The following is a 25,583-nucleotide window of genomic DNA, read 5'->3' on the forward strand; positions in this document are numbered from 1 at the left end:
TGGAGCAGGGCACCGTCAGCAGTCGATGCACCCGGCACGTCGAGGCACATGCCGGACCTGGTCACCTTGAGCTGATAGGCGACACCGGTGACCGGCGCCGCCTGGGCGGGCGCCGTGGGCATGCCGAACAGCACACCCGCGGCGAGGAGCGCGAGGACCAACACCTTGCGCATCATGGGGATCCTTCCTTCCGGGTCAGGGGGTTACCGGAGGCCGGTGGTTGCGATGCCCTTCACCAGGTATTTCTGGCCGGCGATGAAGAAGCCGATGACCGGTGCCAGGGACAGGAACGACATCGCGAACATCTCGCCCCACTGGCTCTGCCCTTCGGAGTCCATGAACTGCCGGAGGGCGAGCGGGACGGTGTACAGCTCGGGGTCGGTGAGGTAGAGCAGCGGGCCGAAGAACTCGTTCCACACCGAGATGAAGGTGAAGATCGCGGTGGTGGCGAAGGCCGGCAGGCAGAGCGGCATGATGACCTTCCAGAACGTACGGAAGGGGCCGCACCCGTCGATGCGGGCCGCGTCGTCGAGCTCCTGCGGCAGCGATCGCATGAACTGGACCATCAGGAAGATGTAGAACCCGTTGGTGGCCAGGAAGTGCGGGACCAGCAGCGGGTAGTACGTGTTGAGCCATTCCAGCCGGTCGAACATGACGTACTGCGGGACGACCAGCACATGGCCGGGCAGCATCATGGTGCCGAGCATCATGGCGAAGAACAGCTTGCGGCCGGTGAAGCGCAGCCGGGCGAAGGCGTACGCGGCGAGCGAGCAGGAAAGCAGGTTGCCGATGATGCTGAGGATCACGATGACCAGCGAGTTGACGAGATAGATCTCGAACGGTTCGCTGAGCGCGGTCCAGCCGCGGGCGTAGTTGCCGAGGTCGACCACGGCCGGCCACAGTGATTCGTCGGTGAAGACGGTGTTGCTGGGCTTGAGCGAGCTGGAGATCATCCACAGCAGCGGGTACATCATGAGCACGCCGACCGCGCTGAGCAGTACGTGCCGTAGGAAGCGGGGACGGCGGCGTTTCGGCGGCGGTTGATCGACCGGTGGCTCGACGGAGGTGTCCCGGGTCATGGTGAGCGTCATGGGTGCCCTGTCAGTTGTCGTAGAAGACCCAGAAGCGGGCCGCCAGGAAGTTGACCGCCGTGAACCCGGCGATGATCACCAACAGGAGCCAGGCCAGCGCGGACGCGTAGCCCATGTCGAACTCGGCGAAGCCCTTCTGGTACAGGTACAGGTTGTAGAACAGGGTGGATTCGCCGGGGCCGCCGGTGCCGTTGCTGATCACGTACCCCTGGGTGAAGGTTTGAAAGGACGCGATCAGCGCCTGCACCAGGTTGAAGAAGATGATCGGGCTGAGCAGCGGCAAGGTGATCGAGCGGAACTGCCGCCACCCGGAGGCGCCGTCCATCGACGCGGCCTCGTAGTACATGGCCGGGATCTGCCGCAGCCCGGCCAGGAAGATCACCATGGGTGAGCCGAACGTCCATATGTGCAGCAGGATCAATGTGCTCAATGCGTACCGGGGATCGGAGGCCCACCCGGGGCCTTGAATGCCGAACCAGGACAGGAAGTCGTTGACGATGCCGTTGTAGCCGAAGATGTAGCGCCACAGCATGACGATCGCGACGCTGCCGGCCAGCAGAGAGGGCAGGTAGTAGACGCTGCGGTAGATGGCCAGCCCCCGCACGCCGCGGTCGAGGACCATGGCGACGGCAAGGGCGACGATCAACGACAACGGTACGGAGACGACCGTGTAGATGATCGTGACCTTGAGTGACTGGTGCAGTTTGGCGTCGTCGAACATCCGCCGGAAGTTGTCCAGTCCGGCCCAGGTCGGCGCGGTGAGCAGGTCGTAGTCGGTGAACGCGAGATACAGCGACGCGAAGAACGGGACGATCATGAAGACCATGCCGCCGAACCAGGGCAGCAGGAACAGGTAGCCGGCCCGGTCCTGGCGCCGGATCGCCGTCATCCGTGGATCTCCTTGCGGGCCTCGGTGATGAACCGCTCTCCGGCGGCGGCCGGTTCGAGCCGCCCGAACTCGACCTCGGTGCTGATCGTCTTGAGGATGTTGGTGAGTTTGCTGGCGCCGACCGGGTAGGGGTACGACGGCGGCAGCTTCTCGTTCTGCAGCGCGCTGAGGAATTCGGTGGCCCGCTTGTTGTCGGCGTCCAGGTCGGGCGCGATCTGCTCGGCGATCTTCCGGTTCGGCGGCACACCGCGGGTGGCGCCGGAGACCCGTGCCGCCTCCACGTCGTTGATCAGGAAGTTGAGCAGCTTGAGCGTCTCGTCGGGATGCTTCGAGGTGGCGGCGATCGACCACAGGGCCGGGGTGTCGATGGACTGCCCGCGGCGGGCGGTCTCCCCCGGGATGCGCAGCATGACGAGATTGCCACCGCACGCCTGGTTGTAGCCGAGCAGGTTGTTCGACGGGATGATCTGCGCGGCGATCGACTTCTTGGCCAGGTAGGACTGGGCCGGGGAGGCGCCGTTGTTCTGGTCGATGAATCCGGCCGGCGGGAACGCCTTGGCGGCGCGCAGACCCTCGGTCAACTCGAACCAGGCGGTGATGGTGCCGGCGGTGGCGCCGAGTCTGCCGTCCGCGGTGAAGAAGTCCTCGCCGCGCTGGCGGGCGAAGACGAGCAGGTTGGCGACGGTCCACGGTTCGAAGTTGGCGCCGTAGACCTTGCCGCCGCTGGCCTTGGTGACGGCGGCGGCGAACGTCGACAGGTCCGCCCAGGTCCAGGTGTCGCCGTCCGGGATGCTCACGCCGTACTGATCGGTGATGGTCTTGTCGACGACGAAGCTGATCGTGTTGAGGCCGGAGGGCACGCCGAAGATCTGCGGGCCGACCTGGCCGAGCGCCCGGGCCGGCTCGGTGAGACCGGTCAGGTCCAGGGCGCCGGCGTGTTTCGCCAGGTCGAGCAGGGTGCCGCGGTCGGCGTACTCGCGGAGGCTGTCGAAACGCATGGCCATCAGGTCGGGCGGGTCGCCGGCCGCGAAGCGCGCGGCGAGTTTGTCCTTGTACGGCGAACTGTCCTGGTATTCGGTGCGCACCCGGATGCCGGGGTTGGCGGTCTGGAACAGGTCCAGCGACTTCTGGGTGAACTGGGCGCGCTGGGCGTCGCCCCACCACACCATGTTGATCTCGATCCGGCCGTCGTCGTCATCGCCTCCACCGCCGAAGCCGCGGCCGCATCCGGACAGGGTGGCGGCGGTGGCGGTGAGCCCGGCGAGGGTGAGCAGGTGGCGCCGAGTGGGCCCGGCGGTGTTGCCGATTGCGTTCACGATGGGTCCTCCCGACCGGCGAGCAGATTTGTTTCAGTGTTTTATCTATCGAGTAGCGTCCATGTCAACCGCCTTGCCGGAGTTTGTTTCAGAGGTTGACTTAAATGCGCCGGCGTGGATAGCTTGCCGGGCATGCCGAAGGCTCAGGCACACGAACTCCGCTGCGCCGGCCGGGTCGTCGCCCGCTACGTCTGGGATCCGCGACTGCCCGCGACCGTCTCGCCCCGGCCCTACCTGCACCCGGTCACCACGCTCGGCGGCACCACGGTCACCGGGTTCATGCCCGACGATCACGTCCACCATCTGGGCGCCAGCATCGCCCTGCCGATCGTCAACGACGTCAACTTCTGGGGCGGCAGTACCTATGTGACCGGTCATGGATCAATACGTCTGGACAACCACGGCCGGCAGGACCACCACCGCTGGCTGCATCGGGACGACGACCGCGCCGAACACGAGCTGCACTGGGCCGGCCGCGACGGCGTCACCCTGGTCCGCGAGCGGCGTGCCCTGACCGTCCGGCAGCTCACCCACGACGCCTGGATGCTGCGGGTCGACTTCACTCTGGCCAGCGCGGACGGCACCACACTGGAGATCGACAGCCCGGCCGCCCGGGGCCGGGAAGGCGCCGGGTACGGCGGATTCTTCTGGCGCGCGCCGGCCGGCCTCGACCGGGTGCACGCCTACGGCCGCGACACGAACGGCGACGTGCACGGCAGCCGCGACCCCTGGGTGGCCCTCAGCGGCCACCACCGCGGCGGTGCGCCGTGGACGCTGATCTTCCTGGCCGACGAGAAGGACCCCTGGTTCGTGCGGTCCGCCGACTACGCCGGCGTGTGCTCGGCGATCGCCTGGAAACGGCTTACCGTCGCGCCCGGCGGCACCCTCACCCGCGGCCTGTCCGTGGTCATCGCCGACGGCCCGCCCAGCAGCGCCATCACCGACACCGCGATGGCGGCCATCCGCGAGGAGCCGGCATGACAGACCGATTTCACAACCCGATCCTGTACGCCGACTGGCCCGACCCCGACGTCGTCCGCCATGGTGACGACTTCTACCTGGTCGCGTCCAGCTTCAACCGGGTTCCGGGGCTGCCGTTGCTGCACTCCACCAACCTCGTGGACTGGCGGATCGTCGGCCACGCCGTGACCCGGCTCGTTCCCGAGGATCACTACCGCGTGCCCCGGCCGGGTTGTGGGGTCTGGGCGCCGTCGCTGCGCCTGCACGACGGCCGGTTCTGGATCTGCTACCCGGATCCGGACTTCGGCGTCTACGTGACCACCGCCGAGCACCCGGCCGGTGAGTGGAGCCCGCCCCGGCTCGTCCTGCCCGGCCGGGGGCTGATCGATCCGTGCCCGCTGTGGGACGACGACGGCAACGCCTACCTGGTGCACGGCTGGGCGAAGAGCCGGTGCGGGTTCAACAACCGGCTCACCGCGCACCGGATGGCCCCGGACCTCAGCCGGCCCCTCGGCCACGGGGTGCTGATCGTCGACGGGGACGCCATTCCCGGCTGCCGCACCCTCGAGGGTCCCAAGTGGTACCGGCGCGACGGCTGGTACTGGATCTTCGCCCCCGGCGGTGGGGTGGCGAACGGCTGGCAGTACGTGATGCGCTCCCGTCACGTGTTCGGCCCCTACGAGTCGCGGATCGCGCTCTCCCAGGGCGACAGCGACGTCAACGGGCCGCATCAGGGCGCCTGGGTCTCCACGCCCGGCGGCGAGAACTGGTTCGTGCATTTCCAGGACCGGGAGGCGTACGGGCGGATCACCCACCTGCAGCCGATGACCTGGGTGGACGGCTGGCCGGTCATCGGCGACCACGGCACACCGGTACGCGCGCACCGCACCCCGGACGGCCTGCCCCGGGTACCGGTCGCACCGGCGACCAGCGACACCTTCCCACGCGGGCGGCCCGGTCCGCAGTGGAGCTGGTCGGCCAACCCGTCGCCGGGGTGGATCGTCGATCACCCCGGTGACGGGTTGCGCCTCGCCTGCGTTCCGGGTGGCGACGACCTGCGTACCGCCCCGAACCTGCTGGGCCAGCCGCTGACCGGGCCGCACCTGCGCGCCGAGACGGCACTGCGGCTCAGCGGGGCTGAATCCGCGCGGGCTGGGATCACGGTGCTCGGGCGCACGTACGCCTGGATCGGCTTGGCGAAGTCGCCCGGCGGAACCTGGCTGACCTGCCGGATCGCCGACGCCGAAGGCGAGGCGGAGAAGGACGCGGCGGCGCCCGTCGCGGTCCCGGACGAGGCCGGGGTGCGCCTCGCCGTGACCGTGACCGACGGAGTGGTGACCGGGTTCGCCGCCGAGTACGGCGGTGAACGGTGGGAGTGCGGCCTGCCGTTCACCGCCACCCCGGGTGGCTGGATCGGTGCGACCGTCGCCCTTTTCGCCACCGGCCCGGATGGTCACGCCGATTTCGCCCACTTCCACGCCACCACCTCGGAGCAGAAATGATCACCGCCGTAGTCCTCGCCGCGGTGGCGGCCATCATCCCGGTGAGCACCGCCGACGCCTTCGCCGCCGGCACCATCGACGGCACAGCCAGCGCGGCCGACGGGACCGAGGGGTTCATCAGAGCCGGCACGGCTGACGGGTTTGCCTCGGGGACCACCGGCGGCAGCGCGGGCGTCACGGTTCGCGCCACCACGTTCGAGCAGCTCCGGGCGTTTGCCGCGGCGGCGGATCCGCTGGTCGTGCAGGTGGCGGGCAGCATCCGGGTCGATCCGTTCGGTGACATGATCTCGGTCGCCTCGGACAAGACGATCGTCGGTGCCGGACCGGGTGCGGAGATCGTGGGTGGTGGTCTGTTCCTCAACGGCAGCCACAACGTGATCATTCGAAACCTGACGATTCGCGACTCCTACCTCCCCGGCGATTTCGATGGCAAGAGTCCCGCCAACGACAACGACGGCATCCGCCTCGACACCGCCGATCACGTCTGGATCGACCACACCAGGATCGAACGTGTCGGCGACGGCGGCATCGACATCCGCAAGGACAGTGATCACGTCACCCTGTCCTGGAACGTCGTGAGCGACATCAACAAGGCACTCGGCGTCGGGTGGACGCCGAACGTATTGACTAGGTTGACTGCACATCACAACTGGATCCGCAATACCGTCCAACGCAACTGGAGTATCGACAACACGGCGGCCGCACACCTCTACAACAACTATCTGGAGAACGTGACCCAGTACGGCACGATGAGCCGCAACAACGCCCGGGTGCTCGTCGAGGACAGCGTGTTCGAGCAGGTCAACGACCCGTTGGTCGTCCATGGCGCCGCGGCGGGGCTCACGCAGAGACGGAACATATTCACCGGTACGACCGGACGGGCCGATCACGCGGGCCACGCGTTCGAGGTGCCCTACGGCTACTCCCCCGACCCCGCCCGACGGGTCAAGGACCTGGTCACCCGGTATGCCGGGCCACAGTCGACGGCACGGTCCACGCCGTCGACGATCACGGTGGCACTGGACGGCAGCGGCGACTACGGCAGTCTGCTGGCGGCGCTCGGCGCCACCCGTGACGCCCGTGGACCGGTCACCATCCGGGTGGCACCGGGCTACTACCGGGAGCAGGTGCGGGTGTGGCCCAGCCAGTCGAACGTCACCATCGCCGGGCCCGCCGACGCGGTCATCGCCTACGACCTGGACTCGGGTGGGCAGAAGTTCTACGGCGGGCCGCTCGGGGACGACGCGGCCACGTTCACGCTGCTCGGCGAGGGCACGACGGTTCGGGGGCTGACCGTCACCGGCACCGCGGCGCCCGCTGTCCGGGCCGCCGGCGACCGCACGGTTCTCGCCGGCACCCGACTGACCGGGTTCCTGGCCGGGCACGGGCGCAGCTACCTGCGGGACTGCACGGTCACCGGCGGCGGGGATCTGATCACCGGCACGGCCGTGGCGGTTCTCGACCGGTGCACCATCGATCCGGCCCCCGGCGCGAGCGTCACCGCGGTGGCCACGCCCGCGCGTCAGCCGTACGGAATCCTGGTCTTGAAATCGATCGTCGGCTGCGCCGCGGAAACCGCAACCGATCTCCCCAGCCGGACCGGACAGGTGGTCCACAGAGCCGGTCACGGCAGCCCCGCGGAAACCGCAACCGACCTCCTCAGCCGGACCGGGCAAACGGTCCACGAAGCGAGCATCGGCTGCGCCGCGGAGACGGGGACCGCTCTCCTGGGCCGGAGTGGGCAGGTGGTGGTCCGGGAATCGGTGCTCGGCCCACGGGTCGCCGCCACGCCGTGGCTTCCCGGAAGCGGGCGATTCGGTGAACACGCCAACACCGGGCCCGGCAGCGGCCGTCCGGAGATGACCCGTGACCAGGCGCGGCGGTACACGGTCGGCGCGTACCTCGGCGGCTGGCGTCCCCGAACCTGATCCGGCTCATGACTATCCTGCTGGGGAATCGACCGACCAGCCCGGAGGCAGCCGTGACCGGTGACGCCCGTGCGACCCTGCGTCTCGCCGACCAGGTCGTCGCCGAGTACACGTGGCGTCCCGACCTGCCGGTGGCCCTGTCGCCCCGGCCCTACCTGCATCCGGTCCGTACGCTTGGCGGGATCTGTGTCACCGAGCTCATGCCCGCCTCGCACCGCCACCATCTCGGTGTCAGCGTCGCCGTCGCCGAGGTGGACGGCGCCAACTTCTGGGGCGGGCGCACCTTCATTCCCGGGCACGGTCCCGCCTGGCTCGACAACCAGGGAACCCAGGCGCACGCCCGCTGGCTGCGGCGCACCCCCGAGCAGGTCGGCCACACCCTGCGCTGGACCGGCATCGACGGCGCCCTGCTGCTGACCGAACGGCGCGAGATCTCCGCCCGGCGGCTCGCCGACGACGCATGGGCGCTCGACTTCGGATTCACGCTCTCCAACGCCGCCGACCGGGACATGCCGGTCCGCAGTCCCGCGGTACACGGCCGGCCGGGCGCGGGTTACGGCGGTTTCTTCTGGCGGGCGCCCGCCCCTGACTCACCGGTCCGGATCGACGCGGAGGCCGGTTCCGGAGTGGAGGCGGTGCACGGCCGTGTGTCCCGATGGTTGTCGGTGCACGGCGGCGCGTGGACGCTCGTCTTCATCGGCGGGACCGAGCGGACCCGTGCCGACCGGTGGTTCGTGCGTACCCGCGACTATCTGGGCATCGGGTCGGCGCTGTCGTGGGACGAGCCGCTCGTCCTGGCCCCCGGATCGGCCCTCACCCGCCGGATAGTCACGGTGATCGCCGACGGCACGCTCTCGCCGGAGCGGGCCGCCGCCTACGCCGACGAACTGCCGTCATGACCCGCCCGGTGCACCGGGTCGCGCCCGCCACCGACACGCCCGTCCGGCAGGACAGTCTCCGCGCCCACAACCTCATCCTCACGTTCCGGCAGATCGTCGGCGCTCCCGTCCCGATCTCGCGGATCGAGCTGGCGGCGGCCACCGGACTGACCCGCCCGACCATCTCCCGCATCGTCGATGAGCTGCTCACGGCCGGTCTGGTCGTGGAGGCGGAGCCGGCGCGGTCCGGCAACAGCGGCCGTCCCCGGGTGGGTTTGAGCCTGGCGCGGACCGGGCCGGCCGGGTTGGGCCTCGACATCCGCGCGGACAGCCTTTCGGTCTGCGTCGTCGACCTCACCGGGACGGTTCGCCACCTCGACTTCGCCCCGCACCGCGTTCTCCCCGGCCACGGCGCTGAATCGGGCGACCATGCCGCCGTCGCCGAGCCCACCGGCCGCCACGCCGCCCCGAGCCACAGCGGCGCCGCGGTCGCCGATCCGAACCTCGGCCGCCAGGGCGTCGCGGGCGATGAACCCTCTCCAGGCCGCCGGGCGGTCGCGGGCGATGAACAACCCTCTCCAGGCCGCTGGACGGTCGCGGGCGATGAACCCGTCGCGGGCCTCGGCAGGGCTCCGGGCCGGGGGCGGGACCTGGATCCGGAGGACACGCTGCGGAGCCTGGCAGCCATGGCGGAGAAGGCGATCCGCGCGGCGATGGCCGAGAACCTGACCGTCGTGGGCGCCACCCTCGCCGTACCGGGGCCGGTCGACGGCGGCATGGTCCGCTTCGCGCCCACGCTGGGCTGGCGGGATGTCGACGCGGGCGGGATCCTGGCCACCCTGATCGGCACCGACGATCTGCCGGTCGGCGTCGACAACGACGCCGGGCTGGCCGCGCTCGGCGAGCTCTACGCGGGCGGCCCCGAACTGCGCGACTTCGTCTGTGTGAGCGGCGAGTTCGACATCGGCGCCGGGCTGGTCCTCGGCGGGGTCCCGTTACGCGGCTCCCGCGGCTGGGGCGGCGAACTCGGCCACGTCATGGTCGACAGCGCCGGCCCGGCATGCGCGTGCGGCGCCAGCGGCTGCCTGCAGTGCTACGCCGGCCTGCAACGCATCATCGACGCCGCCCCGGATCTGCCGTCGTCACCGCAGCAGCCCGCCGTCGCCATCGACACGCTCGTCTCGAACGGTTCCCCGGAGATCCTGGCCGCCCTGAACCGAGCCGCCTCCGCCCTGGGCATCGCCGTGTCCGCCCTGGTCAACCTGGTCAACGTGGACACCGTGCTGCTGGGCGGCAGCTACTCCCTGCTGACCTCGTGGCTGACCGACGGCATCGACCGCGAACTCCGTAGCCGGGTCCTGACGACCCGATGGTCCCCCATCGAGGTCCGCCCCTCCCTGCTGGGCCCGGACGCCGCGGTGATCGGTGCGGCCTTACAGGCCATCGACCAGGTGCGGCGAGACCCCAATCCCTGGCTCGCCCGCCGCGGTTGACTTTCCGGTACGGGTGAGGCCGCACTTGCTCCCCAAGTTCTTCAGACACCGCGGCCGACATGCTGAGCGGGCAGCACATGACGACCCGGGTGGCCGCCCCACCCCGCGAACCAGCCGACCGATCGCCCGGGGCCGGTGCCCGTGCCAAGGCCGATTCGCTGCCCTCGCAGGCCCGGCCCGGCGCTCGCACCGGCCGGGTCGCTTCCTGTCGAGGGTCGACTTCCGGGCCGGCCACGACAGCCGCACCTCCTCTGCCGGCCGCCTCTTCTACAGGCCACGTCCTCTACAAGCGGCGGCGGAGGGGAAGCGTGAGCACGATGAGCGGCAGGAAGATGAGCAGCCCGAGGAAGAGCCAGCGCCGGGTGGAGCGGCCCTGGATCGGATCGCCGATACCGGCCGTCTGGGCAACCGGTGCGCTGCCACCGCTTACGGACGGGGCTATGACGGCGGATTCGGCCACCGTGAACTGGAACTCGCCATAGCTGAGGTCGTCCTTGACCCGCCCCGCCGTCCAGCTCACCCGGTGCACGCCGGGCTCGGTGATCCGTACCGTTCTCTCGAAGTTGATGTCGAGCCACACCCGGACCGGTCCCTCCTGGCAGGGCCGGCCGTCCGGGCCGGTGACCACAATGTCACTGAACTCCGGGTATGTGGGGTCGTTGACGCTGACCCGGACTACCTTGATCGGCTCGGTGACCGTCGACCTGGTCTCCGGCACCGTCTGGAGCACCAGATAGTCACCGGCCAGAGCCGGTGCTCCGCCCGGCCCGGCCACCAGCCCGGTGACCAGCGCAAGCGGGTGCGGGCGGGGAACGGTGTAGCGACGGCGGTCGACCTGCTGGAGCAGCAGATCGCCGGACGTCGATAAACCGGGGTGCGGGGTGAGGTGAATCGCTGCCACTGGTGATGCGGCGCGGTAGGTTCACGGGCAGGTGTGCCGGGAAGCCTGGTCGGCGATCTTTTGCCGTGCCCGTCTTCCGCAGGGAGTCTCGTGACCGCCACACCACCTCATCAGCACCGTCACCTGTTCGGCCGCGGTAGCTGGCCGGAGGTCAGCCGCATCGGCGACATCTTGCGCGCCGAGACCGTCGGTGGAGCGCTGCTGCTCGGCGCCGCGGTCCTGGCGCTGGCGTGGGCGAACTCGCCGTGGTCGTCGGGATATCAGGACCTGATCGCGTTCGAGATCGGCCCGCACGAGTTGCATCTCGATCTGACGCTGGCGCAGTGGGCGGCCGACGGGTTGCTGGCGATCTTCTTCTTCGTCGCCGGCCTCGAGCTGAAACGCGAGTTCGTGGCAGGGGACCTGAGGGATCCGCGGCGGGCGATGCTGCCGGTCGCCGCGGCGGTCGGTGGCATGGCCGTACCCGCGTTGATCTATGTGGCGATCAACGCCGGCTTCGCCGGTGGGTCGTTGCGTGGGTGGGCGGTGCCGACCGCCACCGACATCGCTTTCGCGCTCGCCGTGCTGGCGGTCATCTCCACACACCTGCCGGCTGCACTGCGCACCTTCCTGCTCACCCTCGCGGTGGTCGACGACCTGCTCGCGATTCTGATCATCGCGGTGTTCTACACCAGCTCGCTGAGCCTGCTGCCGCTGGCCGCCGCGCTGGTGCCGCTCGGCCTGTTTGCGGTGCTGGTGCAGCGGCGAGTCCGCTCCTGGTGGCTGCTGCTGCCCCTGGCCGCGGCCACCTGGACGCTGGTGCACGCCTCCGGGGTGCACGCTACCGTCGCCGGGGTGCTGCTCGGCTTCATGGTGCCGGTCATCCGCCACAGCTCCGGCGAGGGGCCCGGTCTGGCGGAGCACTTCGAGCACCGGTGGCGGCCGGTGTCGGCCGGGTTCGCGGTGCCGGTCTTCGCGTTCTTCGCCGCTGGGGTGTCGGTCGCCGGCGCCGGCGGGCTCGGTGAGACGCTGCGCGACCCGGTCACCATCGGCATCGTGCTGGGTCTGGTGGTCGGCAAATGCGTCGGGGTGCTCGGCTCGACCTGGCTGGTGCAACGGTTCACCCGGGCCACCCTCGGCGACGGGGTGAGCTGGTGGGACGTCCTCGGTCTGGCGCTGCTTGCCGGGATCGGGTTCACCGTGTCCCTGCTGATCGGCGAACTCGCGTTCGGCGTCGGCAGCGAGAAGGACGAGCACGCCCGGATCGGCATCCTGGCCGGATCGCTGATCTCGGCCCTGCTGGCCACGGTGGTACTGCGTGCCCGCAACCGGCACTACCGGCAGCTGTGCGCGGCCGAGGCGGTGGACGCCGACGCCGACGGCATCCCCGACGTCTGGGACGACGACCCCGTCCGGCCCTGACCGACGGAGGGCCTTCCGCACCGGTGCGGGACAGGCGTACGGTGAGCGACAGGTGTGCCGGGAAGTCTGGTCGGCGGTCATGGATCCACGCCCCGACCCGGAAGGCTTCCCGCGATGACCAATCCCGCGCTGCGCGCTGTCGACCTCACGAAACACTACGGTCGCCTGACCGCACTCGACACCCTGAACCTGGACGTCGTCCCGGGAGAGGTGTTCGGTTTCCTCGGCCCCAACGGGGCCGGCAAGTCCACCACCATCCGCCTGCTGCTCGGCCTCGCCCGCCCCACCGCCGGGCGGGCCGAGGTGTTCGGCATCGACGCCGCCGACGTGGCCCGCGCACACCGCCACCTGGCCTACGTTCCGGCCGATGTGGCGTTGTGGCCGCAACTGACCGGCGCCGAGATCCTGCACCTGCAAGCCCGTACCGGCCCGGGCGCCGATCTCCCCTACCGCGACGAGCTCATCGAACGGTTTGATCTCGACCCGTCGAAACCGGCGCGCACCTACTCCACGGGCAACCGGCAGAAAATCGCCTTGATCGCCGCGTTCGCCACCCGCGCGCCGCTGTTGGTGCTCGACGAGCCGACCAGTGGCCTGGACCCGCTGATGGAACGCGAGTTCCGCACCGCGGTCCGCCACGCGCGCGACCGCGGGCAGACCGTCTTCCTGAGTTCGCACCAACTTGCCGAGGTCGAAGCCGTCTGCGACCGGGTCGCCATCCTGCGCGCCGGCCGGCTCGCCGACGTCTCCACGATCAGCGACCTGCGCGGCTTGCACCGGGCCGAAGTGACGGTCAGCTACACCGGCACCGCACCCGACCTGAACGTGATCCCTGGGGTCGAGACGATCGAACCGGCCGGTGAACACCGCCTGCGGTTCACCCTGACCGGCGAGCCCGGCCCCGCGCTGCAGGCGCTTGCCGCCGTGGAGGTCACCGGGCTGAGCATGCGGGAACCGAGCCTGGAGGAGATCTTCCTGGACTACTACGGGACGGAGACGGCCCGATGAGCCTCGGCACCCTCACCGCCCCCGCGGGCTCCCGGGTGGCATCGGAGCCCGCGCCGGGCCGGGCTGTCACCTGGTTGGCCGTCCGCCAGATCCGGCGCGGCGCACTCATCGTCGTCGCACTGGCCGCAGGGATGACCGCGCTGGTCGTCGCCACCTACGCACAGGTGATGGCCGACCCCGCAGCGGCCGGCAGTCTGCAGGCCCTGGCCGGCAACCCGGCGATCCGGACCCTATTCGGTGCCCCGATCGGCCTCGACACCGCCGGTGGATTCACCGTCTGGCGGGTCGGCACCGTCATCGCCGTCCTGCTCGGCACCTGGTCGATCCTGGCGACCACCCGGATCACCCGCGGTGAAGAGGACGCCGGCCGCTGGGACCTGCTGCTGTCCAGCCGCCTACCGGCCCCGGCCGTCCTGCTGCGCCACCTGATCCCCGTGATGGCGGTTGCGGCCGCCACCGCGGCCGCCATCACGGCCGTTCTGCTGCTGGCCGGCACTGCACCGGCCGGCGCGGTGCTGCACGGCGCCGGAACCGGGTTGCTCGGGATGTTCTTCGCCGCGGTGGCCGCGCTGACGGCCCAGGTCTTTCCGGCCCGTGCTCCCGCGACTGGGACGGCGGTGGCGGTGCTGGGCGTCGGTTTGCTGGCCCGGATGAGCGGTGATGGGGTCACCGCACTGGGCTGGCTGCACTGGTTGTCGCCGTTCGGGCTGCTGTCGCTCACCGGGCCCTACGTCCACAACCGTGTCTCCCCGCTGCTGGTGCTGGCCGTCGCGACCGCGCTGCTCACGGTGCTGGCCCTGGCCGTCGCCCGCCGTCGCGACGTTCGCGACGGACTCCTGCACGCAACGGCCGGGCGCCGTCCGCGAACCTTCCTGCTGGCGGGTGTGGCACCATTCGCGGTACGCCGGGTGCTGCGGCCGCTCGCCGGGTGGATGCTCGGCATCGGCGCCTACTACCTGCTGATCGGGCTGACCGCGGTGTCGGTCACCGACTTCCTGCGCGACAACCCGGCCATGGCCGGCGAGGCGGCACAGGCCGGCTTCGACGGGCTGGGCAGCATCGCGGGCTTCGCCGCGACGCTGTTCGCGATCCTCGCCATGCCCGTCGGAGGCTTCGTCACCGTCCGGATGACCGCGTTCGTGGCGGCCGAGTCCGACCGGCGACTTACCCTGCTGGCGAGTCAGCCGATCACCCGGCTCCAGCTGCTAGGCGCCGAGATCACCGTTACTGCCGCAGCTGCGGCGGTCCTGGTCACCGGCGCGGCCCTGGCGACCTGGCTCGGTGTCACCGCCATCGGTGGTGAACTAGCCGTGACCGACGCCCTACGCGGCACGTGGAACGTGTTGCCGATCGTGCTGCTCAGCCTCGGCGCGGCGGTGTTCGCGGTCGGCTGGGCACCACGCTGGACCGGGCTTCTCGGTGGTCTTCCCACCATCGGCGGGTTCCTGCTCCTGGTCACCGCCGAGAGCATCGCAGCACCGGACTGGAGTCGCGACATCTCACCGTTCGCTCACCTGGCGCCCGTACCGCTCGCTGAGGCCAGCCTGGCGGATTCAGCCGTCATGCTGGTGCTCGCCACGCTCCTGACCGTACTCGGCATCGGCGCCTATCGCCGCCGCGATTTGCTGTCCTAGCTGCAGGACACACCAGCTGACCCGGACAGCAAAACTACGGTGTCGATCCGGCCGACGTCTGAGCGAGCGCCTCGCGCCCGGGGTGCGCAATGTTCGTACCTGACTACTCCTCCCTGCCGACTGGTGTCTCATGAGACACCAGCAAGTCTGGAGAAGGACGGGATGAGCTGACGGAGCTCGACATGTCAGTCACCGCCCCGGTGAGCGGTGTTCTCATCCAAACCTGGAGCGATGGCGAATGCGCGACCGAGTCGTGCGTGCGCGACGAGTGGCCGGAGGAGGTGGGCCGGCCACCGCTCGGCCCTTCCCCGGTCGGCGCACCCTTCGGAAGTTGGCAGGTCGACGACATCACCTACGAGTTCAAGAAGCTGGACCGGCAGCACGTGCTCGGTCCGGGGACCGGGTGGGACAAGGCGTTCGACGTGTTGCGGGCACTGGCCGCCATCCACGGCGACGACGGCGTACGTCTCGTGGTCTGGTTTGTTGGTTGATCATCGCGCTCCGCTCAGTTTGTCCGGGTTGGTGATCGAGTAGACGCCATTCACGGCCGGGCCGTCGAAGGTGAGCACCAGGACGGCCACCGGCGCCTCGCCGTCGAAGATGACGATCGCGGGGTCGCCGCCGACGATCCGGTAGCCGACGTCGAAGCCCGCGACGCCGGCCGCGACCGAGACCAGGACACGGGCCACCGCGTCCCGGCCGTGGATTGGCTCGGGGCTGGTGGCGGGACCCTTGCCGCCGCCGTCGGTCCACAGCGTCACATCCGGCGCGAGCACCCGCAGCAGCTCCTCGACGTCACCGCCGATCGCCGCTTCCAGGAAGCGCTCGGTGACCGCCTGCCGGGTGCGCGGGTCGGGCCGGTAGCGGGGCCGCCGAGCGTGCACGTGTGACCGGGCGCGGTGGGCGACCTGCCGGACCGCGTCGGGGGTGCGGCCGACCATGTCGGCGATTTCAATGAGCGGGTACGCGAACACCTCGTGCAGCACGAACACTGCCCGCTCCAGGGGACTGAGCGTCTCCAGGACGACGAGCAACGCCATCGAGGCGGTGTCGCGTCGCTCGGCCGGGTCGCTGGTGACCGGGGTGACGAGTGGCTCGGGCAGCCACTGACCCACATATGTCTCCCGTCTCCGGCCGATCTCGGCACGCCGGGCGAGGGCCTGGTTGACGGCGATCCGCACGAGGTAGGCCCGTGGGTTGTCGACCTCGCGATCGCGGGCGGTCCAGGCGAGCCAGGTCTCCTGGAGCACGTCCTCGGTGTCGGCGACGCTGCCGAGCATGTCGTAGGCGATCGAGAACAGCAGCTCCCGATGATCGACGAAGTCCTGTGTTGCGGTCACGCCACATAAGATGACGTCAGGCTCTGGGAACGTGACGGGATGTGACCCACCTCTCCACCCGTCACGTTCCGGGCGAGGACGCCCCTCTTGGATGGCATGACTCGCACCTTGATTCGTGACGTCCGCGTCTTCGACGGTGAGCGGACCGTTCCCCGCTCCGACATCCTCATCGACGGCGCCCGCATCACGGCGCCCGACGGCCGTCCGGCTGACACGGTGGTGGACGGCTCCGGGCGCACACTGCTGCCGGGCCTGATCGACGCGCACACCCATGTGGCCGACGGCAGCCTGGCCGCCGCCCTGGCCCACGGGGTCACCACCGAGCTGGACATGTTCTGCATGCCCGGCAATCTGGCCCGCCAGCGGCGTCTCGCCGCTGTCCGCGACGATGTCGCCGATCTGCGCAGCGCCGGGATGCTGGCGACCGCGCCGGGCGGTCACCCGACCCAGCTGCTGGTGGACGCCGGGGCGCTGGGAGACGCGGCCGGGCCGATCGACGCGGTGACCGGCCCGGCGGACGCGAAACGGTTCGCGGCGGACCGGGTGGCGGAGGGCGCCGACTATCTGAAGATCGTCGTGGACGACGGGATTCTGCACGGCGGGCACTTCCCCACACTCGCCCCGGCGACGGTGGCGGCGCTGGTGGAGGCCGCCCACGCGCACGGACTCCGGGCGATCGCGCACGCCGTGACCGCACGGGAGATCGCTATCGCCCTCGAGGCGGGTGTGGACGGGCTGGCCCATGTGCCCGCCGATCTACCGGCCGGTCCGGAGCTGTCCGCGCTGGCCGCCCGGGTCGCCGCCGCGGGTGTGTTCGTGGTGACGACGCTGGCCTACTTCGAGGCGATCACCGCACAGGCCGCGGCGGCCGACCATGCGAAACCGTCCGCTGCTACCGACGCCGGCCACGCGGCACGGGCCCTGCACGAGGCGGGCGTGGTGCTCCTCGCGGGCACGGACGCCAATCCATATGTCCCGGAGCACGGCATCGCGATGCACCGCGAGCTGCTGCTCCTGACCGGGGCGGGCATGTCCCCCGAGGCGGCTCTGGCTGCCGCTACGAGCATCCCGGCCCGGGTCTTCGGGCTCACCGACCGCGGGCACATCGCTCCTGGCTTCCGGGCCGACCTGCTGCTCGTCGACGGCGACCCGACCAGCGACATCAGCACCACGAAAGCGATCGCGGGGGTCTGGCGAGGAGGCGTCCGCCTTAAGCCCTGACCGACCCCTCCCCCAACCACAGCATCCGGCGAGGAGGGGTCCACCTACAGGCCTGACCGGCCCCTCCCCCACCACAGCCAACCGGCGAAGAGGCCTCCACCTACAGGCTCCTCTCTCAATCACAAATGTCCTGCGAGTAGGCGTGGTGGTGCTGTGAACAGATCGATTCCGCCGACGGGGCGATCGCCCGCGGGATCAAACCCTTCACCAAGGATCGTCCTGGCCGGCTCAGGCATCGATGCCGGCCGCCTTCAGAGTTCGGCTCACGTCAGACCATTCGCCGCTCGCGGCCGGGAGCGGGGCCGGGGATCCGATCGGGTCCTTGAAGCCGCTGGAGGTGGAGACACAGACGACCGGCCCGTCGAGTGGCGCCATGCCGCGCAGCCCTGCCAGACCGGCCGCACCGGACAGCTCCACCCAGAGTCCCGAGCGGGCGAGTTCGGCCTGGGCGGATCGCAACTGCTCGTCGTCGACGGCGACGGCCCGCCCACCGCCGGAGCGCACGGCGAGCACCCCGCGATAGCCGCTGACCTGCGACACGATCGAGTAGGCCGCAGTGGGCCCGACGTCGACCCGGGCGGCCGGCACCCCGCGGCGGAGGGCCCCCACGAGCGGCGCCGCGGCGGCGGGTTCGCAGGCGATCATGCGTGGCACCCGGTCGGCGAGCCCGAGTCGTTCGAGTTCGGCGAAGCCCTTCCACACGCCGTAGAGAAGTTCGCCGTACCCGGTGGGAAGGAAGACGGCGGTGGGCGTGCCGATCTCCAGGTGGATCTCGTAGGCGATGGTCTTGTAGCCCTCGGGCCCGAAGGGGTGCCCGGTGTGGGTGACGGTGGTGCTGCTGACCGGGTGCAGGCCGCCCCGCTCGGCGATCCGCCGCATCACCGGCCACCGCCGCGCCCACGGCACGGGTAGCACCACCGCACCGTAGGCCCGCAGGAAGGCCACCACCTGCGGCGCCGGAGCGGGGCCGGTGATCACCACGCAGGGCAGGCCGTTGCGGGCCGCGTAGGCGGCCGCCGAAGCCCCGTGGTTACCGGAGGAGGCGACCACGACGCCGGGCGCGCCGACGCCGACGGCCGCGCTGACCGTGCAGCGGTTGAGCCGGTCCTTGTGGCTCCACGTCGGATTACGGGACTCGTCCTTGATGTAGACGCCCGGTTCCAGTTCGACGAGCGGTGTCCCGCCCTCGCCGAGCCCTTCGGCCGCGAGCGGTGGCAGCAGCGCCGGAAAATGATCGGCGGTGAGCCGGCCGGCCGGCATCCGGTCGTAGTCGTAGTCGACGTCGACCGGATAGGCGATCTCGGTGCTGCTCGTCTCGGGGCACCCGCTGGTCAGTGGCGGCCAGAGCGGATATCCGATGCGGGTGTCCCCGAGCGAGCGCTGCCCGATCGCGAGCGATTCAACGGTTGCCATGGTCAGCAAGGCTATGCGCCACGCTGCGCCGGGCGGCCCATCCGGCGACCGCAACCGATTCCTCACCGGCCTCCACCTGCTGCTCGAGGGCCTCCGCCAGCGGAGCGGCCACGACATAATGACCGGATGAGACAGTCACTGAAGGACCTGGCTCTCTCCGATCACTCCGGCTGGTTCGGCCTGGGCCCGCTGGTGCTCGCCGCTCTGGCCGGCATCCGCGCCTTCCTCGCGGACGAGCCTTTCGCCCGCTGGACCTGGACCGCCGTCGCCACGCTCATGCTGGCCATCTGCGGCGTCTACGTAATCTGGACGTCAGCTCGGCGAGAGCCGGAACCGGCCGGTCGTGAACCACAGGATGATGCCGAGGCCCGGCGCCAGGGTGACTAGCAGGATCCAGCGGGTGAGCGACCGTCTGCTCAGCCCCGCCCGGGCGATGCTGACGACCGTGGCGACGAACAGCGCCACCCAGCCGGCGAGCAGGACGGTCCAGAAGGCGATGCCGCCGAGGGTCGTGCCCAGGTCGGCCGCGGCGATCGAGTGGAAGGTCATGACTGCACTCCTCGTGTTGTTGACGCATCCCATGGTGTCGGCGCCGGAGGGTCCCGGGCGTCAACCCTGGGTCTGAACACCGAGGTCAGACCCAGGTCTGACGCGCGTTCCGGCCCGCCCGGATAGCCTGGTCGTGTGACACGGGCCTATGGAGGAGACGCGGCGGTCGCCGCAGTGCTGATCTACCTGATCGGCTCCTCGACCCTGGACCCGCCCGGTCCGGCGTGGACCGGGCCAGCCGGGGTGGCATGGCTGGCGGCGGCCGTGATCGCGCTACCGCTCGTGGTCCGCCGCAGATGGCCCCTGCCGGTGCTGGCCGTCATGGTCACGGCCGCCACGATCGCCACCGCCACCGGCGTGGTCGGCCTCGGCGTGATCGTCGTGACCTGGTTCCCGGTCACGCTCGCGCTCTACACCGCGGCCACCGCGACCGGCCGGATCACGGCGGCGCTCGCGCTGGCCGTCGCCCTGGCCGCGCCGGCCGTCACCATCCCGTGGCTCTATCTGCGGACCGGTGTCGGCTCCGCCGACGCGCCGGGGAGCGAGGTGCCACTGTGGTGGCAGGTGGAGCTGGGCGTCACCGTGGTCGCCCTGGTCTCCGCCTGGGCGATCGGTCGGCTCGTCCGGTGGCGGCGCGCCCTCCAGGCCGACGCCGCCCGCCGCCTGGCCCGGGACGCGGTCGCCGACGAGCGGCTGCGGATCGCCCGCGAGCTGCACGACATCGTCGGGCACAGCCTGAGCCTGATCGCGGTGAAGGCGACCGTCGCCAACCACATCGCCGAGGAGCGGCCGGCCGAGACCCGGGCGGCGCTGCTGACCATCGAGAGGACCAGCCGGTCGGCGCTCACCGAGATCCGCCGGCTGCTCGATGTGCTCCGCGCCGACGACGACGCCGACGGTGCCGCCCACAGTGCCGCCGAGCTGGCCCCGGCGCCGGGCGCCGCCGACCTGACCGATCTCGTCGAGCGGCTGCGGTCCACCGGGCTGCGCATCGACCTCGAGGTCAGCGGCACCGGCGAGCTGCCGACCGCGGTCGGCCTGACCGTCTACCGCATCGTCCAGGAGTCACTCACCAACGTGATCAAACACGCGGAGGCGAGCCGGTGCCAGGTGGCGGTCCGGGCCGCCGGCGGCAAGGTGCGCATCGAGGTGACCGACGACGGGCGGGGCCGCCAGGCGCCACGTCGGCGGCGTGGGGGTCAGGGCCTGATCGGCATGCGCGAGCGTGTGAGCATGTATGGCGGCAGCCTGTCCACGGACACCCGACCAGAAGGCGGGTTCCGGGTGGTCGCCGTCGTTCCGTACACCGCAGTCGAGGAGACCGTGTGACCGACTCATCCGTGCCGGACATCAGCGTTCTGCTAGCTGACGATCATGCGCTGATGCGGGAGAGTTTCCGGGCACTGCTGGACGCGACACCCGGCCTCGCCCCGGTCGGCGAGGCGGGCAACGGCGTGGAGGCCGTCCGGCTGGCCCGGCAGCTGCGGCCCGATGTGGTGCTCATGGACGTGCGCATGCCGGAGATGGACGGCATCGAGGCGACCCGCCAGATCTGCTCCGCGCCCGAGACCTCCACGGTCCGGGTGCTCATCCTGACCACGTTCGACCTCGACGAGTACGTCTACGCCGCCCTCCAAGCCGGCGCCAGCGGCTTTCTGGTGAAGGACTCCACAGCGGCCGAACTGCTGAACGGCATCCGCCTGGTCGCGGCCGGCGAGGCGCTGCTCGCGCCGCGGGTCACGCGCCGCCTGATCGACGCCTTCACCAAACAGATCAGACCCCTTCCTGGTACGCCGCACGGCCTCGACACGATCACCGAGCGCGAACGCGAGGTGCTCACGTTGATCGCCGGCGGCCTCTCCAACACCGAGATCGCGCAGCACCTTCACCTGGGGATGGGCACCGTGAAGACCCACATAGGACGGCTGCTGCACAAACTGGCCGCCCGGGACCGCGCCCAGCTGGTGATCGCCGCCTACGAGTCCGGCCTGGTGACCGCCCAGGGCACCCGCTCATGAAGCCCGGCGGAGATCCTCCACGGACCTCTCGCCGAGCGATTGGCTGACGTGTTCGGGAATCGGCCGGCCCGTTCCCTGCCGATGCCCCTCGATCGTCGCGGCCGCGGCGTCGAGGCGAGACAGCCACGCCGCCACCTTGACAACGCGGAGCCGACAGCATGCCGGACAGGGTTGATGCCGTCAAAGGACGGCCTCGGGCAGGGCGCACAGGAAAACGCCATCAAGGACAGCCCGGGGCCCGGACGCAGGGCGACACCATCAAGAACGAGCCCGGGACCTGGGCGCAGGGCAACGCTTTCAAGGACGGCCCCGAGCCAGGCACCAGGCCTCGACCTCGTCGGCCAGCCAGACTCGGCCCTGGGCGAGCTGGGCGATCGGGCGCGGGAAATCGGCGCGGTTGGTGATCTGGTAGACGCGCTGCCGGCTGATCCCGCCCAGCCGAACACGAACCTCCTGGTGACCGACCAGGTTCGGGAAAAGAAAGTCCACGCCGCCAAGCCTAGGCGCACGACAACCTGTCTAGCGCCTATGTCACTCGAACGGGTGAGTCGAGGGTAAAGCGGCCGAGCAGCCCCGAGTCGTCTTCCGCGCAACGCGCGCCGGCTCCGCCCAGATGCCGAAGTAGCAGTCGTTCTGGTAGGTGCCGACACGGACGGCGCCGTCCGCCATCACCGCGTCCAGGAGAAGAAGCTGGAGGCACGGGACGTCGTATTCGGGTTCGCCCTCGTCGCCGCCCCGAACCGCCATCTCCACGCCCTGCCACGAGGCGACGACCCGCCCCCGCAGCGCCAGGAACACGGCGGCCTGCTCTTGTAGCCAGTTCTCGATCATCGACATGAGCGGCGAGGTTATCCCAGCGGGAACCAGTAGTTCACCGTCGAGCCCTGCGTGGCCGGTGCCCCGCCCATCGACTCGTAGAGACCACGCGCGGCCACATTGCTCTCACCCGTGATGAGAAACATCTTCCCGGCACCGAGTCGCACGCCCGCCTCCATGAACGACCGGAGCAGCCCACGGCCGATCCCCCGGCCCCGAAACGGTTCCGCCACCTCGAGATGGTGCAGGTAAAGCATGCTGGTCCCGTCCGGCCTCGCCAGCAGATGACCCCAGCACCAACCCTGGATCCCCTCCTCGTCGACCGCGAGGACGCGATCGTTCCGGGAGACCGCACGAATGAGGCGGCACCCGCGGCGGCGCCGGTGAAACGCCGGACCGTTTCCTCGAAGATGTTCATGGTGGCTGGCGAGACGGAGTGAATCACACAGGAAAGGGTGCCGTGGTGTTTCGACTGGAGCGAGGAGCGACCGGATTCCGGCATGGCAAGGAGCCGGACCTTCCGGAGGTCCCGCTCCGGAGATTCCGCGCCGGCTGCCACGAGGCCGCACGGCGCGCCAGCGGAGCCGTCGAGCAGATCCGTGAGCGCGCCTATCCGCGCAACTACCACTCCGCGGCCATCATGGCTCCGGAAGGCCGGTTCGTGATCCTGTGCCACGCCGTACATCCGTGGATCGCCTTCGCCGAAGAGGACGACCCGGGGACCTTCTCGGATCCGCCGGCGTGGGCCACGGCGTACACCGATATGGGTTTTGTGGTCATGAGCCGTGAGCTGCTCGACTCGCCGCTCAGCGACGTCGACACGACAGCCCTGGGCAAGGGCGAATGGATGCAGATCAATTCCTGGCGGCCGGAGAGCACGGGCCGCGCGGTGTTCAACTCCTGGGATTGAGCCGGCGGATGTCGAGAACGCCCGGCCAGCCGCGAACTGCTCGCACGGGACCTGCTCCGGATGGCGTACGCCACCAAGGACGGCAGCCCGCGCACCATCCCGATCGGCTTCACCTGGAACGGCTCGCAGATCGTCGTCTGCACGGCGAAGAACGCCCCGAAGCTGCCGTCGCTGCGCCGCGATCCGCGGGTGGCGCTGACGATCGACACCGAGGTGCACCCACCGAAGATCCTGTTCATCCGCGGCCGGGCGGAACTCGACTCCGTGGACGGCATCCCGGAGGAGTATCTGCGGATGAACGGCTCCTACAGGATGACCGCCGGGCAGCGCGCCGAGTGGGAGAGCGCGGTCCGGTCGCTCTACGACGGCATGGTCCGGATCGTCATCACCCCGACGTGGGTCAAGCTCATCGACTTCGAGACGACCCTGCCCAGTGCGGTCGAGGAGTTGCTCCGGCGGCGGACCAAACGGCAGCGGGCCGAACGGCAGCGGGCCGAACGTCAGGGCGCCTGACCCAGCCGCCGGGCGATCCGCTCGACGGCGAGGAGGTCCTCGGGGGTGAGCCGGTCGATGAAGTGGTGCCGCACCGAGGCGACGTGGACCGGTGCGGCGTCGGCGAGCGCCTCCAGCCCGTACGCCGTGAGCACGAGCAGACAGCCCCTGCCGTCGGCCGGGTCGGGTTCGCGCCGCAGCATCCCGCGCGCCTCCATCCGGCTGGCGTGCCGCGACAGGCGGCTGCGTGACCAGCCCATCTTGTCGGCCTGCCGGCCCAGGGTGCTGGTGTGATCGGGCTGCTCCGACAGGGTGCTGAGCACCTCGTAGTCGGGTTCGGAGAGCTCGATCGAGGCCAGGTCACGGGCCGTGCCGGTCTGCACGGCGACGACCACCCGCAGGAACGCCCGCCAGGCCCGCTCCTCGTCCGGGCTCAACCATTTCGTTGACATGTAATCAACCTAGCATCTAACCTTCGTTTCCATGTCAACGAAACCGATCCGTGTCCTGGTGCTGACGTGCAGCACCCGCCCCGGCGCCCTCGGTCCGGCCGTGAGCCGGTGGCTGACCGAGACGATCGCCCCGCGCGCCGCCGAGCTCGGCGCCGAACTCGTGCCGGTGGCCATCGACGACCTGAACCTGCCGTTCCTCGACGAGGAGGAGCCGGGTGTCCACCGGCAGGAGCACACCCGCCGGTGGAGCGCGATCGTCGGCGCGGCGGACGGCATCATCGCGATCACCCCGGAGTACAACTACGGCATGCCGGCGACCTTGAAGAACGCGCTGGACTATCTCACCCGCGAATGGGCGTGGAAGCCGATCGGTTTCGTCAGCTACGGCCACACGTCGGCGGGCACCCGCTCGGTGCAGCACGCCAAGCAGGTCGTCACCACACTGCGCCTGGTCCCCCTGGGCGCCACGGTCGCGATCCGCATCGGCGACGGCCTGCGCCCCGACCCCGCCCGCGACAGGGCGGGCATCGGCCTGCTGGACGAACTGGTCCGCTTGGCCCACGCGCTGCGCCCGATGCGCGAACGCTCCGCGGCGGCGCCCGGTCCGCTCCCGGGCTCCTACGTGCGCCCGCTGACCTCGGACGACGCCTCCGAGGTCGCGGTGTTGCAGCGCTGCTGCTGGGTGGACGAGGCGCTCGCCAACGACAGCCTGGCGATCCCGGCCCTGCACGAGTCGCTCGAGGACGTCAGTGACTGGCTGTCGACCTGGCACACCACCGGAATCTGGCGCGACGGCCGCCTGCTGGGCATGGTGCGGGCCCGCCGCACCGGCACCGACTGGCACATCGGCCGGCTCGCCGTCGTCCCCGACCTCCGCGGCCGGGGCGTCGGCCGCTGGCTGCTGCGCGCCGCGGAAGCCGCCGCCGACCCCGGCTGCCACCGCGCCGAGCTCTTCACCGGGGCCAAGAGCCTGCACAACATCGCCCTCTACCACAGCGAGGGCTACCAGACGATGCCGCCCGCCGGCCCCGAAGGCACCACCACGCTGGCCAAACCCCTCCGCTGACGCCAAGGTCCGTGCTTCGCCTCCAGCTTTCCTTTTCCTGTACGGCTACGCGTTCCGCCCTGGGAAGACGGCGATCCGGCTGCCGGGTCGCGCCTTTGCCGCCCGCGCCGGGCTGAGCTCGGTGGCCCAGCCCACCCCCAGAGCCACCTCAACCCAGTCACCGAAGCGCTCACGGCCAGCCGGGGTGGCACGCGCGAAGCAGGGGCGGCGCCAGGGTGGGTGGGTGGCGGGCGGGCCGGCCTGCCCGGCCACCGATCTAACTCGAAAATCGACCTGGACCGGACGTGCGGCAGCATCCCGCGTCG

At 70.4% G+C, this 25,583-nt stretch carries 26 protein-coding genes; 15 read left to right on the forward strand and 11 right to left on the reverse strand.

Features of this window, described 5'->3' with window-relative positions; translation table 11 throughout:
* Positions 1-203: 203 nt before the first annotated feature.
* The 3 genes from IEZ13_RS45015 to IEZ13_RS45025 are packed head-to-tail and all read right to left on the reverse strand — an operon-like array spanning position 204 to position 3,296.
* Positions 204-1,091: a carbohydrate ABC transporter permease gene (locus tag IEZ13_RS45015; RefSeq protein ID WP_229795788.1), complete on the reverse strand. Its 888-nt coding sequence runs from the start codon at positions 1,089-1,091 to the stop codon at positions 204-206.
* 10 nt (positions 1,092-1,101) lie between these two features.
* Positions 1,102-1,980 (reverse strand): carbohydrate ABC transporter permease, encoded by an 879-nt coding sequence (locus IEZ13_RS45020; protein WP_183227637.1) that lies wholly within the window; start codon positions 1,978-1,980, stop codon positions 1,102-1,104.
* The gene (locus IEZ13_RS45025) at positions 1,977-3,296 is read right to left on the reverse strand and encodes an ABC transporter substrate-binding protein (RefSeq protein ID WP_203834152.1); all 1,320 of its coding nucleotides are present in this window, start codon (positions 3,294-3,296) and stop codon (positions 1,977-1,979) included. The genes IEZ13_RS45020 and IEZ13_RS45025 overlap by 4 nt, the downstream gene beginning before the upstream one ends.
* Positions 3,297-3,428: 132 nt before the next feature.
* Here IEZ13_RS45025 and IEZ13_RS45030 point away from each other — a divergent pair, with 132 nt between their 5' ends.
* Genes IEZ13_RS45030 through IEZ13_RS45050 form a run of 5 tightly spaced genes read left to right on the forward strand, consistent with a single transcriptional unit; the run spans position 3,429 to position 10,057 of the window.
* Positions 3,429-4,277, forward strand: a complete 849-nt coding sequence (locus IEZ13_RS45030) for a DUF6807 domain-containing protein (protein ID WP_183227635.1) — start codon at positions 3,429-3,431, stop codon at positions 4,275-4,277.
* On the forward strand, positions 4,274-5,758 hold the full coding sequence (locus IEZ13_RS45035; protein WP_183227633.1) for a glycoside hydrolase family 43 protein: 1,485 nt from the start codon (positions 4,274-4,276) through the stop codon (positions 5,756-5,758). Before IEZ13_RS45030 ends, IEZ13_RS45035 begins: the two co-directional genes overlap by 4 nt.
* Positions 5,755-7,686 carry a pectinesterase family protein gene (locus IEZ13_RS45040; RefSeq protein WP_183227631.1) on the forward strand — a complete coding sequence of 644 codons (1,932 nt, stop codon included), beginning with the start codon at positions 5,755-5,757 and terminating at the stop codon, positions 7,684-7,686. The genes IEZ13_RS45035 and IEZ13_RS45040 overlap by 4 nt, the downstream gene beginning before the upstream one ends.
* 8 nt (positions 7,687-7,694) lie before the next feature.
* On the forward strand, positions 7,695-8,585 hold the full coding sequence (locus IEZ13_RS45045; RefSeq protein ID WP_203834151.1) for a DUF6807 domain-containing protein: 891 nt from the start codon (positions 7,695-7,697) through the stop codon (positions 8,583-8,585).
* Positions 8,582-10,057: an ROK family transcriptional regulator gene (locus IEZ13_RS45050; protein ID WP_183227629.1), complete on the forward strand. Its 1,476-nt coding sequence runs from the start codon at positions 8,582-8,584 to the stop codon at positions 10,055-10,057. Before IEZ13_RS45045 ends, IEZ13_RS45050 begins: the two co-directional genes overlap by 4 nt.
* 283 nt (positions 10,058-10,340) lie before the next feature.
* On the opposite strand, the gene IEZ13_RS45055 is transcribed toward IEZ13_RS45050, so the two are convergent.
* Positions 10,341-10,958, reverse strand: coding sequence for a copper resistance CopC family protein (locus IEZ13_RS45055; RefSeq protein ID WP_183227627.1), 618 nt, complete (start codon positions 10,956-10,958; stop codon positions 10,341-10,343).
* A gap of 90 nt (positions 10,959-11,048) precedes the next feature.
* On the opposite strand from IEZ13_RS45055, the gene nhaA reads away from it, so the two are divergent.
* The 4 genes from nhaA to IEZ13_RS45075 all read left to right on the forward strand — a co-directional run bounded on the left by nhaA (position 11,049) and on the right by IEZ13_RS45075 (position 15,492).
* The gene (gene nhaA, locus IEZ13_RS45060) at positions 11,049-12,359 is read left to right on the forward strand and encodes a Na+/H+ antiporter NhaA (RefSeq protein WP_183227625.1); all 1,311 of its coding nucleotides are present in this window, start codon (positions 11,049-11,051) and stop codon (positions 12,357-12,359) included.
* A 114-nt stretch (positions 12,360-12,473) separates the two neighbouring features.
* A complete protein-coding gene (locus tag IEZ13_RS45065; RefSeq protein WP_183227623.1) occupies positions 12,474-13,367 on the forward strand; it encodes an ABC transporter ATP-binding protein in 894 nt (297 codons plus the stop codon).
* Positions 13,364-15,001: an ABC transporter permease gene (locus IEZ13_RS45070; RefSeq protein WP_183227621.1), complete on the forward strand. Its 1,638-nt coding sequence runs from the start codon at positions 13,364-13,366 to the stop codon at positions 14,999-15,001. Before IEZ13_RS45065 ends, IEZ13_RS45070 begins: the two co-directional genes overlap by 4 nt.
* A 182-nt stretch (positions 15,002-15,183) precedes the next feature.
* On the forward strand, positions 15,184-15,492 hold the full coding sequence (locus tag IEZ13_RS45075) for a hypothetical protein (RefSeq protein ID WP_183227619.1): 309 nt from the start codon (positions 15,184-15,186) through the stop codon (positions 15,490-15,492).
* Here the strand turns inward: IEZ13_RS45075 and sigJ are convergent, their stop codons facing one another.
* Entirely contained in the window at positions 15,493-16,341 is an 849-nt protein-coding gene (gene sigJ / locus IEZ13_RS45080) for an RNA polymerase sigma factor SigJ (RefSeq protein WP_229795790.1), read from the reverse strand.
* 96 nt (positions 16,342-16,437) lie between these two features.
* Between sigJ and IEZ13_RS45085 the strand changes: the two genes are divergently transcribed.
* The gene (locus IEZ13_RS45085; protein ID WP_183227617.1) at positions 16,438-17,562 is read left to right on the forward strand and encodes an amidohydrolase family protein; all 1,125 of its coding nucleotides are present in this window, start codon (positions 16,438-16,440) and stop codon (positions 17,560-17,562) included.
* Positions 17,563-17,790: 228 nt separating this feature from the next.
* Here the strand turns inward: IEZ13_RS45085 and IEZ13_RS45090 are convergent, their stop codons facing one another.
* Positions 17,791-18,975, reverse strand: coding sequence for a threonine synthase (locus IEZ13_RS45090; protein ID WP_183227615.1), 1,185 nt, complete (start codon positions 18,973-18,975; stop codon positions 17,791-17,793).
* A gap of 312 nt (positions 18,976-19,287) precedes the next feature.
* Positions 19,288-19,524: a hypothetical protein gene (locus tag IEZ13_RS45095; protein WP_183227612.1), complete on the reverse strand. Its 237-nt coding sequence runs from the start codon at positions 19,522-19,524 to the stop codon at positions 19,288-19,290.
* Positions 19,525-19,659: 135 nt separating this feature from the next.
* Between IEZ13_RS45095 and IEZ13_RS45100 the strand changes: the two genes are divergently transcribed.
* A complete protein-coding gene (locus IEZ13_RS45100) occupies positions 19,660-20,853 on the forward strand; it encodes a sensor histidine kinase (RefSeq protein ID WP_183227610.1) in 1,194 nt (397 codons plus the stop codon).
* Positions 20,850-21,542, forward strand: a complete 693-nt coding sequence (locus IEZ13_RS45105) for a response regulator (protein ID WP_268240217.1) — start codon at positions 20,850-20,852, stop codon at positions 21,540-21,542. The genes IEZ13_RS45100 and IEZ13_RS45105 overlap by 4 nt, the downstream gene beginning before the upstream one ends.
* Positions 21,543-21,839: 297 nt before the next feature.
* Here the strand turns inward: IEZ13_RS45105 and IEZ13_RS45110 are convergent, their stop codons facing one another.
* Genes IEZ13_RS45110 through IEZ13_RS45120 form a run of 3 tightly spaced genes read right to left on the reverse strand, consistent with a single transcriptional unit; the run spans position 21,840 to position 22,927 of the window.
* A complete protein-coding gene (locus tag IEZ13_RS45110; RefSeq protein WP_183227608.1) occupies positions 21,840-22,031 on the reverse strand; it encodes a helix-turn-helix transcriptional regulator in 192 nt (63 codons plus the stop codon).
* A gap of 42 nt (positions 22,032-22,073) precedes the next feature.
* Positions 22,074-22,379 (reverse strand): hypothetical protein, encoded by a 306-nt coding sequence (locus IEZ13_RS45115; protein WP_183227607.1) that lies wholly within the window; start codon positions 22,377-22,379, stop codon positions 22,074-22,076.
* 11 nt (positions 22,380-22,390) lie between these two features.
* Complete coding sequence (locus IEZ13_RS45120) at positions 22,391-22,927, reverse strand: GNAT family N-acetyltransferase (RefSeq protein ID WP_183227605.1); 537 nt, start codon at positions 22,925-22,927, stop codon at positions 22,391-22,393.
* Between IEZ13_RS45120 and IEZ13_RS45125 the strand changes: the two genes are divergently transcribed.
* The gene (locus IEZ13_RS45125; protein ID WP_183227720.1) at positions 22,822-23,268 is read left to right on the forward strand and encodes a hypothetical protein; all 447 of its coding nucleotides are present in this window, start codon (positions 22,822-22,824) and stop codon (positions 23,266-23,268) included. The genes IEZ13_RS45120 and IEZ13_RS45125 overlap by 106 nt on opposite strands.
* A 51-nt stretch (positions 23,269-23,319) precedes the next feature.
* Positions 23,320-23,781: a pyridoxamine 5'-phosphate oxidase family protein gene (locus tag IEZ13_RS45130; protein ID WP_479722583.1), complete on the forward strand. Its 462-nt coding sequence runs from the start codon at positions 23,320-23,322 to the stop codon at positions 23,779-23,781.
* Here the strand turns inward: IEZ13_RS45130 and IEZ13_RS45135 are convergent.
* Complete coding sequence (locus tag IEZ13_RS45135) at positions 23,769-24,212, reverse strand: MarR family winged helix-turn-helix transcriptional regulator (protein ID WP_183227601.1); 444 nt, start codon at positions 24,210-24,212, stop codon at positions 23,769-23,771. The two genes, IEZ13_RS45130 and IEZ13_RS45135, sit on opposite strands and share 13 nt — an antisense overlap.
* Positions 24,213-24,243: 31 nt before the next feature.
* On the opposite strand from IEZ13_RS45135, the gene IEZ13_RS45140 reads away from it, so the two are divergent.
* Complete coding sequence (locus tag IEZ13_RS45140; RefSeq protein ID WP_183227599.1) at positions 24,244-25,278, forward strand: bifunctional NAD(P)H-dependent oxidoreductase/GNAT family N-acetyltransferase; 1,035 nt, start codon at positions 24,244-24,246, stop codon at positions 25,276-25,278.
* Positions 25,279-25,583: the final 305 nt, after the last annotated feature.

The sequence above is a fragment of the Actinoplanes campanulatus genome, assembly GCF_014647795.1.
Classification (GTDB): domain Bacteria; phylum Actinomycetota; class Actinomycetes; order Mycobacteriales; family Micromonosporaceae; genus Actinoplanes; species Actinoplanes campanulatus.

Coding starts and splice junctions, on each gene's coding strand:
- IEZ13_RS45015 (WP_229795788.1), bottom strand. CDS start 1,091: ATGACGCTCACCATGACCCGGGACACCTCCGTCGAGCCACCGGTCGAT.
- IEZ13_RS45020 (WP_183227637.1), bottom strand. CDS start 1,980: ATGACGGCGATCCGGCGCCAGGACCGGGCCGGCTACCTGTTCCTGCTG.
- IEZ13_RS45030 (WP_183227635.1), top strand. CDS start 3,429: ATGCCGAAGGCTCAGGCACACGAACTCCGCTGCGCCGGCCGGGTCGTC.
- IEZ13_RS45035 (WP_183227633.1), top strand. CDS start 4,274: ATGACAGACCGATTTCACAACCCGATCCTGTACGCCGACTGGCCCGAC.
- IEZ13_RS45040 (WP_183227631.1), top strand. CDS start 5,755: ATGATCACCGCCGTAGTCCTCGCCGCGGTGGCGGCCATCATCCCGGTG.
- IEZ13_RS45045 (WP_203834151.1), top strand. CDS start 7,695: ATGACTATCCTGCTGGGGAATCGACCGACCAGCCCGGAGGCAGCCGTG.
- IEZ13_RS45050 (WP_183227629.1), top strand. CDS start 8,582: ATGACCCGCCCGGTGCACCGGGTCGCGCCCGCCACCGACACGCCCGTC.
- IEZ13_RS45065 (WP_183227623.1), top strand. CDS start 12,474: ATGACCAATCCCGCGCTGCGCGCTGTCGACCTCACGAAACACTACGGT.
- IEZ13_RS45070 (WP_183227621.1), top strand. CDS start 13,364: ATGAGCCTCGGCACCCTCACCGCCCCCGCGGGCTCCCGGGTGGCATCG.
- IEZ13_RS45075 (WP_183227619.1), top strand. CDS start 15,184: ATGTCAGTCACCGCCCCGGTGAGCGGTGTTCTCATCCAAACCTGGAGC.
- IEZ13_RS45085 (WP_183227617.1), top strand. CDS start 16,438: ATGACTCGCACCTTGATTCGTGACGTCCGCGTCTTCGACGGTGAGCGG.
- IEZ13_RS45090 (WP_183227615.1), bottom strand. CDS start 18,975: ATGGCAACCGTTGAATCGCTCGCGATCGGGCAGCGCTCGCTCGGGGAC.
- IEZ13_RS45095 (WP_183227612.1), bottom strand. CDS start 19,524: ATGACCTTCCACTCGATCGCCGCGGCCGACCTGGGCACGACCCTCGGC.
- IEZ13_RS45115 (WP_183227607.1), bottom strand. CDS start 22,379: ATGTCGATGATCGAGAACTGGCTACAAGAGCAGGCCGCCGTGTTCCTG.
- IEZ13_RS45135 (WP_183227601.1), bottom strand. CDS start 24,212: ATGTCAACGAAATGGTTGAGCCCGGACGAGGAGCGGGCCTGGCGGGCG.
- IEZ13_RS45140 (WP_183227599.1), top strand. CDS start 24,244: ATGTCAACGAAACCGATCCGTGTCCTGGTGCTGACGTGCAGCACCCGC.